General features: G+C 66.9%; 15 protein-coding genes and 1 pseudogene. 14 read left to right on the top strand and 2 right to left on the bottom strand.

Going from position 1 to position 16,864, the window contains the following annotated elements; genetic code table 11:
• Position 1 precedes the first annotated feature (1 nt).
• The 5 genes from ACZYW1_RS10120 to ACZYW1_RS10100 are packed head-to-tail and all read left to right on the top strand — an operon-like array spanning position 2 to position 4,779.
• Positions 2-973, top strand: coding sequence for a zinc-binding dehydrogenase (locus ACZYW1_RS10120; protein WP_463785417.1), 972 nt, complete (start codon positions 2-4; stop codon positions 971-973).
• Positions 970-1,719: an HpcH/HpaI aldolase family protein gene (locus tag ACZYW1_RS10115; RefSeq protein WP_463785415.1), complete on the top strand. Its 750-nt coding sequence runs from the start codon at positions 970-972 to the stop codon at positions 1,717-1,719. Before ACZYW1_RS10120 ends, ACZYW1_RS10115 begins: the two co-directional genes overlap by 4 nt.
• Positions 1,716-2,444 carry an SDR family NAD(P)-dependent oxidoreductase gene (locus ACZYW1_RS10110; RefSeq protein ID WP_463785413.1) on the top strand — a complete coding sequence of 243 codons (729 nt, stop codon included), beginning with the start codon at positions 1,716-1,718 and terminating at the stop codon, positions 2,442-2,444. Before ACZYW1_RS10115 ends, ACZYW1_RS10110 begins: the two co-directional genes overlap by 4 nt.
• Complete coding sequence (locus ACZYW1_RS10105; protein WP_463787778.1) at positions 2,441-3,889, top strand: flavin-containing monooxygenase; 1,449 nt, start codon at positions 2,441-2,443, stop codon at positions 3,887-3,889. Before ACZYW1_RS10110 ends, ACZYW1_RS10105 begins: the two co-directional genes overlap by 4 nt.
• Entirely contained in the window at positions 3,886-4,779 is an 894-nt protein-coding gene (locus ACZYW1_RS10100) for an alpha/beta hydrolase (protein ID WP_463785411.1), read from the top strand. Before ACZYW1_RS10105 ends, ACZYW1_RS10100 begins: the two co-directional genes overlap by 4 nt.
• Positions 4,780-4,802: 23 nt before the next feature.
• On the opposite strand, the gene ACZYW1_RS10095 is transcribed toward ACZYW1_RS10100, so the two are convergent.
• Positions 4,803-5,912 (bottom strand): alcohol dehydrogenase catalytic domain-containing protein, encoded by a 1,110-nt coding sequence (locus ACZYW1_RS10095; protein WP_463785410.1) that lies wholly within the window; start codon positions 5,910-5,912, stop codon positions 4,803-4,805.
• A gap of 14 nt (positions 5,913-5,926) precedes the next feature.
• Here ACZYW1_RS10095 and ACZYW1_RS10090 point away from each other — a divergent pair, with 14 nt between their 5' ends.
• A complete protein-coding gene (locus ACZYW1_RS10090; protein WP_463785408.1) occupies positions 5,927-6,403 on the top strand; it encodes an acyl-CoA thioesterase in 477 nt (158 codons plus the stop codon).
• A gap of 42 nt (positions 6,404-6,445) precedes the next feature.
• Positions 6,446-6,886, top strand: coding sequence for an SRPBCC family protein (locus tag ACZYW1_RS10085; protein WP_463785407.1), 441 nt, complete (start codon positions 6,446-6,448; stop codon positions 6,884-6,886).
• 51 nt (positions 6,887-6,937) lie between these two features.
• On the opposite strand, the gene ACZYW1_RS10080 is transcribed toward ACZYW1_RS10085, so the two are convergent.
• Positions 6,938-7,630 (bottom strand): GntR family transcriptional regulator, encoded by a 693-nt coding sequence (locus ACZYW1_RS10080; RefSeq protein WP_463787777.1) that lies wholly within the window; start codon positions 7,628-7,630, stop codon positions 6,938-6,940.
• Between the two features lie 106 nt (positions 7,631-7,736).
• Here ACZYW1_RS10080 and fadD5 point away from each other — a divergent pair.
• From fadD5 to ACZYW1_RS10045, 7 genes and pseudogenes are all read left to right on the top strand, one after another.
• Positions 7,737-9,409 (top strand): annotated as a pseudogene (gene fadD5 / locus ACZYW1_RS10075) (fatty-acid--CoA ligase FadD5).
• Positions 9,410-9,703: 294 nt separating this feature from the next.
• Positions 9,704-10,420: an MlaE family ABC transporter permease gene (locus ACZYW1_RS10070; protein WP_463787776.1), complete on the top strand. Its 717-nt coding sequence runs from the start codon at positions 9,704-9,706 to the stop codon at positions 10,418-10,420.
• Between the two features lies 1 nt (position 10,421).
• Entirely contained in the window at positions 10,422-11,291 is an 870-nt protein-coding gene (locus tag ACZYW1_RS10065) for an ABC transporter permease (protein WP_463785405.1), read from the top strand.
• 7 nt (positions 11,292-11,298) lie between these two features.
• The gene (locus tag ACZYW1_RS10060) at positions 11,299-12,600 is read left to right on the top strand and encodes an MCE family protein (protein ID WP_463785404.1); all 1,302 of its coding nucleotides are present in this window, start codon (positions 11,299-11,301) and stop codon (positions 12,598-12,600) included.
• Positions 12,597-13,637 carry a virulence factor Mce family protein gene (locus ACZYW1_RS10055; RefSeq protein WP_463785401.1) on the top strand — a complete coding sequence of 347 codons (1,041 nt, stop codon included), beginning with the start codon at positions 12,597-12,599 and terminating at the stop codon, positions 13,635-13,637. The genes ACZYW1_RS10060 and ACZYW1_RS10055 overlap by 4 nt, the downstream gene beginning before the upstream one ends.
• Complete coding sequence (locus tag ACZYW1_RS10050; RefSeq protein ID WP_463785399.1) at positions 13,634-15,217, top strand: virulence factor Mce family protein; 1,584 nt, start codon at positions 13,634-13,636, stop codon at positions 15,215-15,217. The genes ACZYW1_RS10055 and ACZYW1_RS10050 overlap by 4 nt, the downstream gene beginning before the upstream one ends.
• Positions 15,214-16,863, top strand: a complete 1,650-nt coding sequence (locus ACZYW1_RS10045; RefSeq protein ID WP_463785398.1) for a virulence factor Mce family protein — start codon at positions 15,214-15,216, stop codon at positions 16,861-16,863. Before ACZYW1_RS10050 ends, ACZYW1_RS10045 begins: the two co-directional genes overlap by 4 nt.
• The last annotated feature ends 1 nt before the right edge of the window (position 16,864 follow it).

Below are 16,864 nucleotides of genomic sequence, written 5' to 3'. Positions count from 1 at the left end.
GGTGTGGTCCTATCGGATCGTCGCGCCCTATCAATTCGAGCGGACCTCGATCGCGGACACGACGCCGGAGGCGCTGACCGATGGCCACGTGCTGCTGCGATTCCTGGCCGCCGGTGTCTGCGGCAGCGACATGCCGGCGTTCCGCGGTGTGCGCGGCCTGTTGCCCGGTGATCACGGGCGCAGCGGCGCCGAGAAGGACGGCTTCCCCGTCCACGAAGTCGTCGGTGAGGTGATCGCCAGCCGCAACGACAGGCATCGGACCGGAGATCGCGTGGTGGGCTGGGCATCCGGCTTCGACGGCCTGATGGAGCGGGTCGTCACCGACGGCAATCAGGTGGCGTCCTACGACCCCACGCTGAGCCCGGCGCAGGCCGTCGGGTTGCAGCCGTTGGCCTGCGTGCTCTTCGCGATCGAGCAGCTGCCCGACCTCACCGGTCGCCACGTCGGCGTGATCGGGCAGGGCTCGATCGGGTTGCTGTTCTCGGCTGCGGCCAAGGCGGCGGGGGCGGGCCAGGTCACCGGCGTCGACCCGGTCGACCGGGCCGCGATCGCCACGCGGTTCGGCGCCGACAACTATGTGCGGGCCACCAGCGACCGGTGGGTCAGTCATCTCGACGCGGCCGACCGGCCCGACGTCGTGATCGAAACCGTCGGCCATCAGGTGGCCACGCTGAACCACGCCATCGAAGCCACCGCGCCCGGCGGGACGGTGTTCTACTTCGGGGTGCCCGACGACGACAGCTACCCGATCAGCATGCGCACCATGTTGCGCCGTAACTTGACGCTGAAATCCGGTGTGGCACTGGATCGGCCACGGATGCTCGAGCTCGCCAACAAGTTCGCCGCCGAGCATCCCGGGCTGCTGGCCGACTACTCGACCCACACGTTCGGCATCGACGACGTCCAGGCGGCCTTCGAATTGGCGGCCCGACCCGATCGAGACCGCGGCAAGATCGCGATCGTGGCATCATGACGGCCTTTCAGCAGGCGCTCGCATCGGGTGCGCCGCTGTGGGGCGGTTGGATCACCGGGCCCACCGCGATCGGTCCCGAGGAATTCGCGCGTGCCGGATACGACTACGTCGGATTCGACGCCCAACACGGATACATCGACGACGCGGACATCGCGACCATGTTGCGCCGCCTCGAGCACGTGCCGATCGCGACGGCGGTGCGACTCCCCAACGCCGATGCGGCACCGATCGGCCGGGTGCTGGACGCCGGGGCCGACGCCGTCATCGTCGCGATGATCGAGTCCGCCGAGCAGGCGGCGGCCGCAGTGACCGCCACCCGTTACCCGCCGCGTGGCCGGCGCAGCTTCGGTCCGTTGCGCGCCGGCCTCGGCGCCGACACCGCGGCCCTCGAGAGCCGGGTCAGCGTATTCGCGATGATCGAAACCGCCGCGGCGCTGGCCGATGTCGACGCCATCTGCGCCGTGCCCGGGCTGGCCGGCATCTACGTCGGACCGGCGGACCTGGCCATCTCGATGGGCGTCGACGTCACCAAGGCGACCACCGATCGTGAGGTGCGGCAGGCCATCACCGGAATACGCGACGCCGCATCGGCCGCCGGGCTGGTCCCCGCGATCCACGCCGGTAACGGACAAGTCGGACATGCCATGGCGCAGTTGGGTTTTCGCATGATCACCCTGTCTGCCGAATCCCAGGCGCTGCGCCGGGGCGCCGCCGCGGGTCTCGAAGAAGCCAAGGGGGCCCAATGACGGGGCGTGTTGCGCTTGTCACCGGGGCCGCGCGCGGACAGGGCTGGGCGATCGCCGAACGGCTACGCGCCGACGGTTTCTCGGTCGCGGCCTGCGATGTCGACACGGCCGGCCTCGATGCCGCCGTCAACGGCCGCGATGATGACGCGATGATCGGGATACCGCTCGACGTCACCTCGGAAACCGGCTGGCGCGAGGCCGTGGCAACCACCGTCGACCGGTTCGGGGCGTTGACCGCGCTGGTCAACAACGCCGGCGTCCTGCACCGGGCGTCGATCGCCGACGAGACCGCCGAGGCTTTCGAAAAGTCCTGGCGGGTCAATTGTCTGGGCGCGTTCCTGGGTATCCAGGCCGCGCTCGGGCAGCTTCGGGCGGCCGAGGGGGCGGCGATCGTCAACACCTGCAGTACCGGCGCGATCCGGCCCTTTCCGAACCACACCGCGTACGGGTCGGCGAAGTGGGCGCTGCGGGGGCTCACCCAGGCTGCCGCGGCCGAACTGGCCGCGGCCGGAATCCGGGTCAACGCGGTGTTTCCCGGCCCCATCGCCACCCCGATGCTGGACGCCGACACCCAGGCGCGATTGGCGGCGACCTCGGCGTCGGGCCGCATCGGCACACCGTCCGAGGTCGCCGATGCGATCGCCTTCCTGGTCTCGGGTCAGGCCTCGTTCATCACCGGCTCGGAGCTGGTCATCGACGGTGGCCAGTGCTTGAGAATTCAATGAAGATCGGCGTCATCGGTGCCGGACCAGGCGGTATCGCGCTGGGAATCCTGCTGAAGCGCGCCGGTTTTCACGACTTCACCATCTTCGACCGCGAGGACGGGGTCGGCGGAACCTGGCGGATCAACACCTATCCGGGGCTGGCCTGCGACGTCAAGTCGCACCTGTATTCCTACTCGTTCGACCTGAACCCGCACTGGTCGCGGCTGTGGTCGGGCCAGCGGGAGATCCTCGGCTATTTCGAGCGCTGCGTCACCGAGCAGGGATTGCAGCCGCATCTGCGGCTCGGCACCGACATCAGTTCGGCGTACTGGGACGACGGCTCTGGCTGCTGGCAGCTCGAGACGGCGGCGGGGGAGCGGCACGTCTTCGACGTGGTGGTGTCGGCGGTCGGGCTGTTCACCCAGCCGGTGCTGCCGAAACTGGCCGACCGAGAACCGTTCCGCGGAACCGTGATGCATTCGGCACGGTGGGACCATTCGGTCGAGCTGGCCGGCAAGCGGGTCGCGGTTCTGGGTACCGGATCGACGGCGTCCCAGGTGGTGCCGGAGTTGGTGAAGGTCGCCGAACGGGTGTATTCGGTGCAGCGCTCGCCCACCTGGATCCTGCCCAAACCCGACCGTCCCTACAGTGCCAGGGAGCGTTGGGTTTTCGAGCACATCCCGTTCGCGAAGAAGATCTACCGCACCAGGCTCTGGCTGCGCAGCGAAGCCAACATCTCGGTGATCGAGCACGGCAGCGACAAGACCCGGGACTTCACCGCGATCGCCGAGCGATTGCTGCACGACTCGATTGCCGACGAGCGGCTGCGACGCGCATTGACGCCAGACCACCCGATGGGCTGCAAGCGGCTGGTGTTCTCCTCGGAGTACCTGGCCGCGCTGACCCAGCCGAATGTCGAGGTGCTGAGCAGTCCTGCGCACTCGTTGCGGTCGAATTCCATTGTGCTGCAAGATGGTACCGAACGTGACGTCGATGTGGTGGTGTGTGCCACCGGCTACGCGGCCGCCGACTACCTCGGCGAGATCGACGTCACCGGCGAAGGTGGGCTGGCCTTGCGCGACGTCTGGCGCGACGGTGCCCACGCCTACCTGGGCATGGCCGTGCCCGGGTTCCCCAACTTCTTCATGCTCTACGGGCCCAACACCAACGTCGGCTCCAACAGCGTGATCTTCGTCCTCGAGGCCCAAGCTCGCTACGTCGTGCGGGCGCTGCGGTACCTGCGGCGGACTCGCCGGTCGTATGTGGCGGTCCGGCCGGCGGCGATGGCGGATTTTCTGGCCAAGATCGACCGGTGGATGCAGGGCACGGTGTGGACGACCCGGTGCAGCAACTACTTTCGGGCGGCCAATGGGCGGGTGGTGACGCAGTGGCCGCGCAGCGCGCGCGCGTTCTGGGGGATGACCCGCCGGTTCAAGCCGGCCGACTACCTGTTCGAGCCTTCGTGATCGACGATCGGCTCGACCCGGTGCTGGCTGCTGTCGCGACGACCCGCACCGACCTGTCGCACCTCGGCCCGATACGCGCGGGGCTCGATGAACGCCGCCGCGCCGCCGTCGCGGGTGTCGACGCGACCGGCGTCTCGATCACCGACGCGAATGCCTCCGGAGTGCCGGTGCGCGTCTATCGTGGCGCGCCGTCGCCGGCCCCCACCGTGATCTATTGCCACGCAGGCGCATTCGTGCTCGGCAATCTGGACACCGACCACCGGCAGTGTGTGGAGCTGGCCCGCCGCGGCCGATGTTCGGTGGTGTCGGTGGACTACCGGCTGGCGCCGGAGCATTCTTATCCGGCCGCGCTCGACGACGTTGTGACAGTGCTGGATTGGGTGATCGCCGCTGCCGGCGAACTGGGTGTCGACCCGTCGCGGGTCGCAGTGGCAGGCAGCAGCGCGGGCGGCGCGTTGGCGGCCGGCCTCACCCAGCGCCGCCCCGAGACGGTGGTGTTCCAGCTGTTGCACCAGCCGGTGCTCGACGACCGCGCGACCGCGTCGAAAGGCGAGTTCGCCGCGACGCCGGCGTTCGACGGACCGGCCACCGAGATGATGTGGCGGTACTACCTCGGTGCTGCCGAGCCATCGCCGGATTCAGTGCCCGCCCGGTATAGCCGGTTGCGGGGCACACCGGCGACATTCGTCAGCTGTTCGGACATCGACCCGCTGCGCGACGAAGCTCTGGACTACGCCGTGCGGCTGTTGCGGGACGGGGTCGCCACCGAACTGCACGTCTTTGCCGGCACCTGCCACGGGTTCGACTCGTTGCTGCCCGACTGGGAGGTGGCCGAGCAGCTGTTCACCCTGCAGGGCCGCGCGCTGCGCCGGGCCTTCTACGGGGCGTGAGTGCCGCCCAATGGTTCTAGGGCTCAGTTGAATTCGATCAGCTGGCGGACGGCGGTCCCGTCGGCCAGGTTATCCATCGCGGAGTTGATGTCGTCGAGGGCGATGCGCGAGGACACCAGCGACTCCACCGGCAGCCGCCCCGAGCGCCACAGCTCGACGAACTGCGGGATGTCGCGGTCTGGCACCGCCGATCCGAGGTAGCTGCCGATCAGCGAACGTCCTTCGGCGACGAATCCCAACGGGGACAGGCTGATCCGGGCGTCCGGTCGCGGCAGGCCGACAGTGACGGTCCGGCCGCCCGGCCCGGTGAGTGCGATCGCGGTCTCCAGGGCGGCCGGGTGGCCGGCGGCCTCGACCACGACGTCCGCCTTCACCCCGGCATCGATGGCCTGCTGCGGGGTGTAGGCCTGCTGGGCACCGAGAGTGCGGGCGCCGGTGAGCTTTTCGGGCAACTGGTCGACGCCGATCACATGTACTCCGGCATACGACAGCGCGGTCATCACGGCGGCCATGCCGACCCCGCCGAGGCCCACGACGGCAACCGTCTGCCCCGGCTGTGGTTTGCCGACGTTGAGCACCGCGCCGCCACCGGTCAGCATCGCGCATCCGAGCAGTGCGGCGACCGGCGCGGCGACGTCGTCGGGCACCGGGACCACACTGGCCCGGTTGACGACCGCGTGTGTCGCGAATCCCGATACGCCCAGGTGGTGAAAGACGTTGTCGCCGTTGCGCGTCAGTCGCATGCCGCCACCCAGCAACGAACCGGCGTTGTTGGCCGCGCTGCCCGGCCGGCACGGAGTGAGTCCGTCGGTCACACAGGCTGCGCAATGGCCGCAACGCGGCAGGAACGTCATCACCACGCGTTGCCCGGCAGCCACGTCGTTGACCCCGTCGCCGACTCGCTCGATGATTCCGGCCGCCTCGTGACCGAGCAGCATCGGCGTCGGCCGGACTCGATTGCCGTCCACCACCGACAGATCGGAGTGGCACACCCCGGCGGCTTCGATACGGACCAGCAGTTCGTCCGCACCGGGCGGACCCAGGGTGACGTCGGCGATGGTGATGGGCCGAGATTGGGAGTACGGCCGGGGCGATCCGATCTGCTCCAGTACGGCACCCCGGATTTCCAGCATGGTCGAATACAACCATGAGCGCCATTCCGCCCGCACCCGACGGTCTCACCAGTCGCGACTTCCCGGTGCACTGGCCGGTAACGACGCGGTGGGCCGACAACGACATGTTCGGCCACTTGAACAACGCGGTGTACTACCAACTGTTCGACACCGCGATCAACGGCTGGATCGGCGCAGGCGTGGCGCTCGATCCGGTGACGACCTCGGCCCAGGGCATCGTCGCCGAATCGGGTTGCCGCTACTTCTCCGAATTGCACTTCCCTGAACGCCTTTTCGTCGGGGTGGCGGTGACCCGGCTGGGTAACAGCAGTGTCACCTACCGGCTCAGCGTCTTCAAAGAAGGCGAGCGCCCGTCCGCCGACGAGCAAGCCGAGCCGCAGGCCGTCGCCGCGGTCGGGCACTGGGTGCACGTCTACGTCGACAAGGTCACCCGCCGGCCCACCCCCATTCCCGACGAGATCCGGGCGCTGCTCTCGACAGCCTGTGTCTAACTGGGGAATCTGGCGCTCGAACGTTCTCGGTAAGCTCGGCGAATGCCTTTTGTCAGCAAGACCGTTGAGGTAGCCGCCAACGCCGACTCGATTCTGGCCATCGTCGCAGACTTCGAGCGCTACCCGGAATGGAACGACGGAGTCCAGGGCTTGTGGGTGCTGGCCCGCTACGACGACGGTCGCCCCAGCCAGCTCCGCCTCGACGCCAAGTACGAGGCCCTCGAGGACAGCTTGATCCAGGCGGTCTACTACCCGAGCCCGACGCAGATCCAGACCGTGCTGCAACAGGGCAACCTGTTCAAGAAGCAGGAGCAGTTGTTCAGCGTGGTGGACACCGGCGGATCGTCGCTGTTGACGGTGGACCTCGACGTCGAGCCGTCGCTGCCGATTCCGGCGCCGATGGTCAAGCAGCTGGCCGGCAACGTCATCGACTACCTCGCCGAGAACCTCAAGAAGCGTGCCGAGGAGCTGGCTTCTTCTTAGTCATCCGGCTCCTTCTCGGGCCGAAACGGCCCGAGTCGTCACCGGCGGCGGCTAGTCCCAGATCCCGCTGCTCTCCAGGCGTTCGGTGAGCCGCCGGGCGCCGTCGGCGAACTGCCGGGCGGTGTGCTCGACCACCGCGGCGGTGTCCCTGCGGCGCAGCGCCGCGACCACCTCGCGATGGTTGTGCACCGCGGCGGCACCCCATTCCGGGTCCGCGGCGTAGACCATCAACGGCATGTAGCGCGCCACGTGCAACAGAAACCAGGCCAGCTTGATCCGCCCGGTGGCGTGGTTGAAGACCCGGTGAAACGCGAACTCGCATCCCGCGATCGCCTCGATGTCGGAGGCGCCCACCGCGGCGGCCAGCGCGTCGGTGAGGTGGGCGAGGTCGTCGATCTCGGTGTCGGTGATGCGCGCGGCCGCAGAGGTGGCAAGCTCCTGGGCGATGGTCGCCTGCACCCAGAAGATGTCGTCGACGTCCTGGCGGCTCAGCGGCAGCACCACATGGCCGCGATGCGGTTCGAGTTGGACCATGCCCTCGCCACGCAGCTTGAGCAGCGCCTCGCGGACCGGGGTTGCGCTGACCCCGAGTTTGGCCGCGGTCTCGTCGAGCCGGATGAACGTCCCGGGCTGCAACGCGCCGGACATGATCGCCGCCCGCAGATGGCCCGCGACTTCGTCGGACAACTGCGCCCGCCGCAGCGGGCGGCGCGCCGCGGCAAGGGCGCTGACCGCGCTCACCACCGGGGTTGTCTTCGGGACGACCAGACCATAGTGTGACCCAGACAACACCAAGTTTTATCAAATATCAACTTAACCAGAGTGCTTACAGCGAGAGGGGAAGCGACCAGTGACCGCGCAGCTGACCGGCCACGGCGCCCAGGACACCGACGCCGACGCGGCGTATTCGGAGCAGCCATACCTGGCCCGACGACAGAACTGGGTCAACCAGCTCGAACGACACGCCTACATGCAGCCGGGCGCGACCGCGCTGCGGTTCCTGGGCAACACCGTCACCTGGGCCGACCTGCGTGACCGGGTGGCAAAGCTGGCCGGCGCCCTGAGTCGCCGCGGCGTCGGGCGCGGCGACCGGGTGATGGTCTTGATGCTGAACCGCACCGAGTTCGTCGAGTCGGTGCTGGCGGCCAACCTGATCGGGGCGATCGCTGTCCCGGTCAACTTCCGGCTCACCCCGCCGGAGATCGCTTTCCTGGTCGAGGACTGCGAGGCGCGGGTGATGATCACCGAGCCGGTGCTGGCCCCGGTGGCGGCCGGCGTCCGCGGCGTCACGTCGATACTGGGCACCATCGTGGTCGCCGGCGACTCGGCCGACGAGGGTCTGCTGGCCTACGAGGATCTGGTGAACGAGCCGGGTGAACCGGCTACCCCGGCCGATGTCCCGAACGACTCGCCGGCGCTGATCATGTACACCTCGGGCACCACCGGCCGGCCCAAGGGCGCGGTCCTGACCCATACCAACCTGAACTGCCAGACCACGGCCAACCTCTACACGCACGGGTTCGCGGCGAGCGACGTCGGCTTCATCGGCGTCCCGTTCTTCCACATTGCCGGAATCGGCAACCTGCTGACCGGGATGCTGATGGGCCTGCCCACCGTGATCCATCCCTTAGGCGCCTTCGACCCCGGGCATCTACTCGACGTCCTCGCCGAGGAGAAGGTCACCGGGATTTTCTTGGTCCCGGCCCAGTGGCAGGCGGTTTGTGCTGCGCAGCAGGCGAATCCACGCGACGTCGCGCTGCGGGTGATCTCCTGGGGCGCCGCGCCGGCGTCCGATACCCTGCTGCGGCAGATGTCGGAGACGTTCCCCGGGGCCCAGATCCTGGCCGCGTTCGGCCAGACCGAAATGTCGCCGGTCACGTGCATGCTGCTCGGCGAAGACGCGATCAGGAAGCTCGGCTCGGTGGGCAAGGTGATCCCGACCGTGGCCGCCCGCGTGGTCGACGAGCAGATGAACGACGTGGCAGAAGGCGAGGTCGGTGAAATCGTCTATCGCGCACCCACATTGATGAGCGGCTACTGGAACAACCCGGAGGCCACCGCCGAGGCGTTCCACGGCGGCTGGTTTCACTCCGGCGATCTGGTCCGGATGGACGGCGAGGGCTACGTCTGGGTGGTCGACCGTAAGAAGGACATGATCATCTCGGGTGGCGAGAACATCTACTGCGCCGAAGTCGAGAACGTGTTGGCGAGTCATCCGGCGATCGTCGAGGTCGCCGTGATCGGTCGGCCGCACGAGAAATGGGGAGAGGTTCCCGTCGCGGTCGCGGCGCTCGCGGCCGGTCGGACGCACGACTTGAGCATCGAGGACCTCGACGAATTCCTCGGTGAGCGGCTCGCGCGGTACAAGCACCCCAAGGGCCTGGAGATCGTCGACGCGCTGCCGCGTAACCCCGCCGGCAAAGTATTGAAGACCGAATTGCGGACGCGTTATGGTGCCTCGGCCGTGACTCAAAGCGGCTCCATATCAACGGATTCGGGGCACGAAGGACCAACCTGACATAACGCGAAATCCGCAGGTCAAATTGACGAAAGGCTAATAACGCCGATGCCATGCACGCCCGTGAGCCGATCGGGTACAGTCCTGTGGTCCGCCTTACTACCTGCCAGTAGTGAGACGGAGGTCACACATCTTGAGACGGGGCAAGGAGGAGCTGTGCGAGACTGTTCGCCGCTCCCCCGCAAGGCGCAGGGTCGCAACGGGAGGGGGTGGCAGTGAGCACGACGCAGCCGCGTGTGACTGATTACATCCGTGATCAATTGGGCCCACCGCTGGTCCTCGTCGGTGGTTTCTTCCGGATGTGCGTCCTCACCGGAAAGGCGTTGTTCCGCCCTCCTTTTCAGTGGAAAGAATTCATCCTCCAGTGCTGGTTCATCCTGCGGGTGGCCATCCTGCCGACGATGGCGATCTCGGTGCCCATCACGGCGTTGTTCATCTTCACCTTCAACATCCTGCTGATCCAGGTCGGCGCCGCGGACCTCTCCGGAGCCGGCGCGGGCATCGCGGTCATCACCCAGATCGGCCCGCTGAACACGGTGCTGGTCATTGCCGGCGCAGCCTCGACCGCCATCTGCGCGGATCTCGGCGCCCGCACCATCCGTGAAGAGATCGACGCGATGGAAGTGCTTGGTATCGACCCGATCCACCGACTCGTGGTACCTCGCGTGCTGGCCTGCTCACTGGTCGGAATGCTGCTGAATGCGTTGGTCAGCATGGTCGGGCTGGTCGGTGGGTTCGTCTTCGGCGTCTATCTCCAGCACGTATCGGCCGGCGCCTATCTGGCGACGCTGACCCAGCTCACCGGGCTGCCCGAAGTGGTGATCGCGACCATCAAGGCGTTGTCGTTCGGGATGATCGCCGGGTTGGTCGGCTGCTACCGCGGATTAACCGTCAGTGGTGGGTCCAAGGGTCTGGGGACCGCCGTCAACGAGACCGTCGTGCTCTGCGTGGTGGCGCTTTTCGCGGTCAACGTGGTGCTGACCACCATTGGTGTGCGATTCGGAACGGGGCACTGAAATGTCGACTGCCCAGGTAATACGCTCCCGCTTCCCGCGGCTGTCCGACGACCTTCGTCGCATCGGCGAGACTGCGACCAAACCGCTCGACGAAGCCGGAAAGCTGGGCTGGTTCACGGTTCTCGGCGTCCGTGACATGGCCTGGGCCCTGACCCGCTACCGCAAAGAGATCCTGCGGCTGATCGCCGAGGTCGGCATGGGCACCGGCGCCATGGCCGTGGTCGGCGGCACCGCGGTGATCATCGGTTTCGTGACACTGTCCGCGGGTTCGCTGGTGGCCATCCAGGGGCTCGCGTCGCTGGGCCACGTCGGCCTCGAGACCCTCCTGGGGTTCGTCTCGGCGTTCATCAACGTCCGCCTGGTCGCCCCGATCGTCACCGGTATCGCGCTGGCCGCGACCGTCGGCGCCGGCGCCACCGCGGAGTTGGGCGCCATGCGGATCAGCGAGGAGATCGACGCGCTCGAGGTGATGGGCGTGAAGTCCAACGCGTATCTGGTGTCGACCCGGATGCTGGCCGGACTCGTCGTGATCATCCCGCTCTACTCCGTCGGTCTGATCCTGTCTTTCCTGTCGCCACAGGTTGTTACGACGTTTCTGTACGGACAGACGTCGGGCACCTACGACCACTACTTCCGCACATTCCTCCGCCCCGACGACGTGTTCTGGTCGTTCGTCGACATCATCATCATCGCCGCGGTCGTGATGCTCTCGCACTGCTATTACGGCTACAACGCCAGCGGAGGTCCGGTCGGAGTCGGCGAGGCGGTCGGCCGGTCGATGCGCTTCTCGCTGGTGGCCACACCCGTCGTGATCCTGCTGGCCGAAATGGCGCTCTACGGCGTCAATCCCAACTTCAACTTCACGGTGTAGGCGGGCCATGACACATCCACGCGGGAAAATAAACAAGGCGCCGTTCCAGCCCTTCCGGATCGCCGGCGTCATCGTCTTTCTCATTGCGGCGCTGGTGCTGTGGCTGGTCTACCTGCAATACAGCGGCGACTTCGTCGACAAGACCAAGCTGACGATGCTGTCCGACCGGGCCGGCCTGGTGATGGACCCCGGTTCGAAGGTCACCTACAACGGCGTGCAGATCGGCCGGGTGGCCGTCATCGACGAGGTCGAGCGTGACGGCAAGCCCGCGGCCAAGTTCACCCTGGACGTGTATCCCAAGTACCTGCACCTGATCCCGGCGAACGTGGACGCCCGCATCGTCGCCACCACCGTGTTCGGTGAGAAGTACGTGTCGATGAAGGCTCCGGAAAACCCGCTGCCACAACGCATCACACCGAAGAACGTGATCGACGCCCGATCGGTGACCACCGAAGTCAACACGCTGTTCCAGACGATCACCTCGATCGCCGAGAAGATCGACCCGGTCAAGGTCAACCTGACCCTGAGCGCCGCGGCGCAAGCGCTGAGCGGACTCGGCGACAAGTTCGGGCAGTCGATCATCAACGGCAGCGCGGCACTCGACGAGGTCAATCCGCGGATGCCCATCATCCGCCACGACATTCAACAGCTGGCGAATCTCGGCGACACCTTCGCCAACGCGTCTCCCGACCTGTTCGATTTCCTGAACAACGCGGCGAAGACGGCGCACACCGTGCACGCCCAGGAAAAAGATCTGGACCGGGCGCTGCTGGCGGCAGCCGGCTTCGGCGCGACCGGAGCGGAGATCTTCAACAAGGGCGGGCCATATTTCGCGCGGGCGAGTAAGGACTTGGTGCCGACGGCCCAACTGCTCGACAACTACAGCCCCGAAATCTTCTGTGCCATCCGCAATCTGCACGACGGAGAACCGAAGGTCGCCGCGTTCACCAGCCCGTACTCGCTGCGGTCGGAGACCGAGATCTTCTCCGGGCTGGGACTGGCGCTGAGCCTCCCCGGATTGGGCATCACCGCCGCCACGCTGGGACTCTCCGCGCTGACCGGCCTGATCGGTGGTGCACCGAACCCGTACATCTACCCGGAGAACCTGCCCCGGGTGAACGGGCACGGCGGTCCGGGTGGCGCGCCGGGCTGCTGGCAGACCATCACCCGCGAGTTGTGGCCCGCGCCAACGCTGATCATGGACACCGGTAACAGCCTCGCTCCGTACAACCATGTCGACACCGGCTCCCCGTACGCAATCGAGTACGTCTGGGGCCGCCAAGTGGGGGACCACACGATCAACCCATGAAAATGACCGGAACCCTCGTCAAGCTCGGCATCGTCTCGCTGGTGTTGATCTTCTTCACCGCGCTGATCACCGTTGTGTTCGGTCAGATGCGTTTCGACCGGACCATCTCCTACTCCGCGGAGTTCAACAACGTCAGCGGACTCCGCTCCGGCCAGTTCGTTCGGGCCTCGGGAGTGGAGATCGGCAAGGTCAAAGACGTCACACTGATCGACGGTGGACATCGGGTGCGGGTCGAGTTCAACGTCGACCGCTCGGTGCCGCTGTATCAGTCCACCACCGCCCAGGTGCGTTACCTCAACCTGATCGGCGACCGGTACCTCGAGCTCAAGCGCGGCGACGGCGAGGGCGGCGATCTGGCTCTGCCGGCCCACGGGTTCATTCCGCTGTCTCACACGTCGCCCGCTCTGGACCTCGACGCGCTGATCGGCGGATTCAAGCCACTGTTCCGCGCGCTCGACCCCGAAAAGGTGAACAACATCGCGACGTCCATCATCACCGTCTTCCAGGGTCAGGGCGGAACCATCAACGACATCCTCGACCAGACGGCGCAACTGACGTCCCGCATCGCCGAGCGTGACCAGGCGATCGGCGAGGTGGTCAAGAACCTCAACACCGTGCTGGACACCACCGTCAAGCACCGCAAGGACTTCGACGAGACCGTCGACAACTTCGAGAAGCTGATCAGCGGCCTCAACGAGCACGCCGAGCCGTTCGCGGCCGGCATCGCCAACCTCAGCAACGGTGCCGGTACGGTCGGCGACCTGCTTGCCGACAACCGAACCCTGCTGCACAAGACGTTGAACTACCTCGAGCCCATCCAGCAGCCGATCATCGACCAGCGCGACCTGTACGACGACCAGATCAAGCGGACGCCGATCGGGATGAACATCGTGGGCAACGCCGTCGGCAACTACGGCGACTGGGTCAACTTCTACTTGTGCGACCTCACTCTCAAGACCAACGGACTCCAGGCCGGCGGGCCGGTCCGGACGGTCAAGATCTGGTCGCAACCGACGGGTAGGTGCACGCCGCAATGAGGACGCTAGAACCCGCCAACCGGAAGCGGATCGGCCTGATGGGGCTGATCGTGACGGTGATGGTCGTCGGAGTCGGCCAGACCCTGACCAGCACCCCGCAGTTGTTCGCGCAGCCCAGCTACTACGGCCTGTTCACCGACTCGGGTCAGCTCGGCAAGGGCGACAAGGTGCGCATTGCCGGAGTGGACGTCGGCGACGTCGAGGCCATCAAGATCGACGGCGACCACATCCAGATGAAGTTCTCCACCGGCAGCAACACCATCGGCACCGAGAGCCGGCTGGCGATCAAGACCGACACCATTCTGGGTAAGAAGGTGCTCGAGATCGAGCCGCGGGGCGCCACGACTCTGCGCCCGAACGGCACGTTGCCGATCGGGCAGAGCACCACCCCGTATCAGATTTACGACGCGTTCTTCGACGTCACGAAGGCCGCCGCGGGCTGGAACATCGACACCGTCAAGCAGTCGCTGCACGTGTTGTCCGAGACCATCGAACAGACAGCCCCGCATCTGAGTGAGGCGCTCGACGGGGTGGCCAAATTCTCCGACACGATCGGCAAGCGCGACGAGCAGATCACCCACCTGCTCGCGCAAGCCAACCAGATCGCCAGCATCCTGGGCGACCGCAGCCAGCAGGTCGACAAGCTGTTCGTCAACGCCAACAGCTTGCTGGCCGCCTTCAACGAGCGCGGCCGGGCGATCAGCGCGCTGCTGAGCAACGTGGCCACGTTCTCGGCCCAGGTGCAGAACCTGATCAACGACAACCCGAACCTCAACCATGTGCTGGAGCAACTGCGCACCGTCAGCGACCTGCTCGACGCCCGTAAGGACGACCTCGCCGGCATCGTGAAGACGCTCGGCAAGACCGCCGCCGGCCTGAACGAAACCGTGTCGTCGGGGCCGTACTTCAAGGTGCAGTTGGTCAACCTGCTGCCGTACTGGATCCTGCAGCCGTGGGTGGATGCGGCCTTCAAGAAGCGCAGCATCGATCCCGAAGAGTTCTGGCGCAGTGCCGGGTTGCCGGCCTTCCGGTTCCCCGACCCGAACGGCACGCGATTCCCCAACGGTGCGCCGCCGCCGTCGCCGACGACACTGGAAGGCACCCCGGATCATCCGTACCCGGCGGTGGCGCCTGGATCGCCGTGCTCGTACACGCCGACGCCGGACATGTTCCCGCGGCCCGGAAACCCGCTGCCGTGTGCGGGTCTCGACCAGAACCTTGGTCCGTTCGGGCCCAACGGGCCGTACCCGGCGTTGCCGAACGTCGCCACGTCGCCGCCGAACCCCGGCGGCCTGCCTCCGACCCCCGGAATTCCGATCGCCGGGCGGCCCGGTGAGGTCCAACCCAACGTGCCGGGCACGCCGGTGCCGATCGCGCCGGGACCGGTCGGCGGACGCACCGAGCCGCTGGGACCGCTACCCGGACCGGCTCCGGGCAATCCCGCCGCGGCTCCGCCGCCGGGAGCGTTGCCGGCCGGACCGCAGGCACCGGCCGGGCCGGGGCCCCAGGTACCAGCGCCCTACATCGGCAACACAGGTGGCGCCGGTGGCAGCGGCGCCCAGGGAGGTAGCCAGAATTGAGCACCATCTTTAACGTCCGCAACATCCGATTGCCGAAGCTGTCACGTGCGGCCATCATCTTCGGCTCGCTCGCGGTGGTGGCAGCGCTGGCGCTGGGATACTTCGGTCTCGAGCTGTACAAGAAGCTGACCAACAACACCGTGGTGGCCTACTTCCCGGTGGCCAACGCCCTCTACCACGGCGACCGGGTCGAGATCATGGGCGTGAAGGTCGGCGCGGTCGACAAGATCGAGCCGGCCGGCGACAAGATGCGCGTCACCTTCCACTACGAGAACAAGTACAAGGTGCCTGCCGACGCGCAGGCCGTGATCTTGAACCCGACGCTGGTGGCGTCTCGACTGATCCAGCTCGAACCGCCCTACAAGGGTGGACCGGTGCTGGCCGACAACGCGGTGATCCCGGTGGAGCGCACCCAGGTGCCCACTGAATGGGACGATCTCCGCAACACCGTCACCAACGTCATCTCCAAGTTGGGGCCCACCAAGGAGCAGCCCAAGGGGCCGTTCGGTGAGGTCATCGAATCCTTTGCCGACGGCCTGGCCGGCAAGGGTAAGCAGATCAACACCACCTTCAACGACCTGTCGCGAGCGCTGACCGCGCTCAACCAGGGTCGCGGTGACTTCTTCGCGGTGGTCCGCAGCCTCGCGCTGTTCGTCAACGCGCTGCACGCCGACGACCAGAAGTTCGTGGCCCTGAACAAGAACCTGGCCCAGTTCACCACCAGCCTGACCGGCTCCGACCAGGACCTGTCCAACGCGCTGCAGCAGTTCGACGGACTGCTGAGCACCGTGCGGCCGTTCCTGGACAAGAACAGTGAGGTGCTGACGCACGACATCAACAACCTCGCCGACACGACCAACACGCTGGTCCAGCCGGAGGCGCTGTCCGGGTTGGAGACCAGCCTGCACATTCTGCCGACGGCGTTGTCGAACGCGAACCTGATCTACCACCCGGCGCACAGCGCCATCGTCGGGCAACCGGCCGGAACGGTCGGCACGATGGGCTTCGCGAACCCGATGGAATTCCTCTGCAGCGCCATCCAGGCCGGCAGCCGGTTGGGTTATCAGGAATCGGCCGAGCTCTGCGCGCAGTACCTGGCGCCGATCCTCGACTCGATCAAGTTCAACTATCTGCCGTTCGGCCTGAACCCGTTCAGCCTCGCCGCCACCTTGCCCAAGGAAGTCGCCTACTCCGAGAACCGGCTGCATCCGCCGAACGGTTACAAGGACACCACCGTGCCCGGCATCTGGGTGCCCGACACCCCGACCTCGCACCGCAACACCCAGCATGGCTGGATCACCGCGCCCGGCATGCAGGGCACCAAGGTCGGTCCGATCACGGCCGGCCTGCTGACTCCCGACTCGCTGGCCGAGCTGATGGGTGGCCCGGACATCAACCCGGCGGCGCAGGCGCAGTACCAGACGCCGCCGGGCTACCAGAACGCTTACGACGAGCAGCCTCTCGGGCCGGCTCCTTACATCGGATTGCCGGGGAACCCGGCGCCGATCCAGCCGCCGCCGCCGGGACCCAACGTGATCCCCGGTCCGGTCGCACCGCCGAACTACGGACCGTCGCCGCTGGCAGGACAGGCGCCGCCCGGACCACCGCTGCCCGCTGAGGCAGCAGCCGCACCAGGAGGCAACTGAT

The sequence above is a fragment of the Mycobacterium sp. IDUB_36 genome (assembly GCF_055419225.1).
The sequence above is the reverse complement of the archived record's forward strand: the minus strand, read 5'-3'. Positions and strand labels throughout refer to the sequence as shown.

Coding starts and splice junctions, on each gene's coding strand:
- ACZYW1_RS10115 (WP_463785415.1), top strand. CDS start 970: ATGACGGCCTTTCAGCAGGCGCTCGCATCGGGTGCGCCGCTGTGGGGC.
- ACZYW1_RS10110 (WP_463785413.1), top strand. CDS start 1,716: ATGACGGGGCGTGTTGCGCTTGTCACCGGGGCCGCGCGCGGACAGGGC.
- ACZYW1_RS10105 (WP_463787778.1), top strand. CDS start 2,441: ATGAAGATCGGCGTCATCGGTGCCGGACCAGGCGGTATCGCGCTGGGA.
- ACZYW1_RS10095 (WP_463785410.1), bottom strand. CDS start 5,912: ATGCTGGAAATCCGGGGTGCCGTACTGGAGCAGATCGGATCGCCCCGG.
- ACZYW1_RS10090 (WP_463785408.1), top strand. CDS start 5,927: ATGAGCGCCATTCCGCCCGCACCCGACGGTCTCACCAGTCGCGACTTC.
- ACZYW1_RS10085 (WP_463785407.1), top strand. CDS start 6,446: ATGCCTTTTGTCAGCAAGACCGTTGAGGTAGCCGCCAACGCCGACTCG.
- ACZYW1_RS10070 (WP_463787776.1), top strand. CDS start 9,704: ATGTGCGTCCTCACCGGAAAGGCGTTGTTCCGCCCTCCTTTTCAGTGG.
- ACZYW1_RS10065 (WP_463785405.1), top strand. CDS start 10,422: ATGTCGACTGCCCAGGTAATACGCTCCCGCTTCCCGCGGCTGTCCGAC.
- ACZYW1_RS10060 (WP_463785404.1), top strand. CDS start 11,299: ATGACACATCCACGCGGGAAAATAAACAAGGCGCCGTTCCAGCCCTTC.
- ACZYW1_RS10055 (WP_463785401.1), top strand. CDS start 12,597: ATGAAAATGACCGGAACCCTCGTCAAGCTCGGCATCGTCTCGCTGGTG.
- ACZYW1_RS10050 (WP_463785399.1), top strand. CDS start 13,634: ATGAGGACGCTAGAACCCGCCAACCGGAAGCGGATCGGCCTGATGGGG.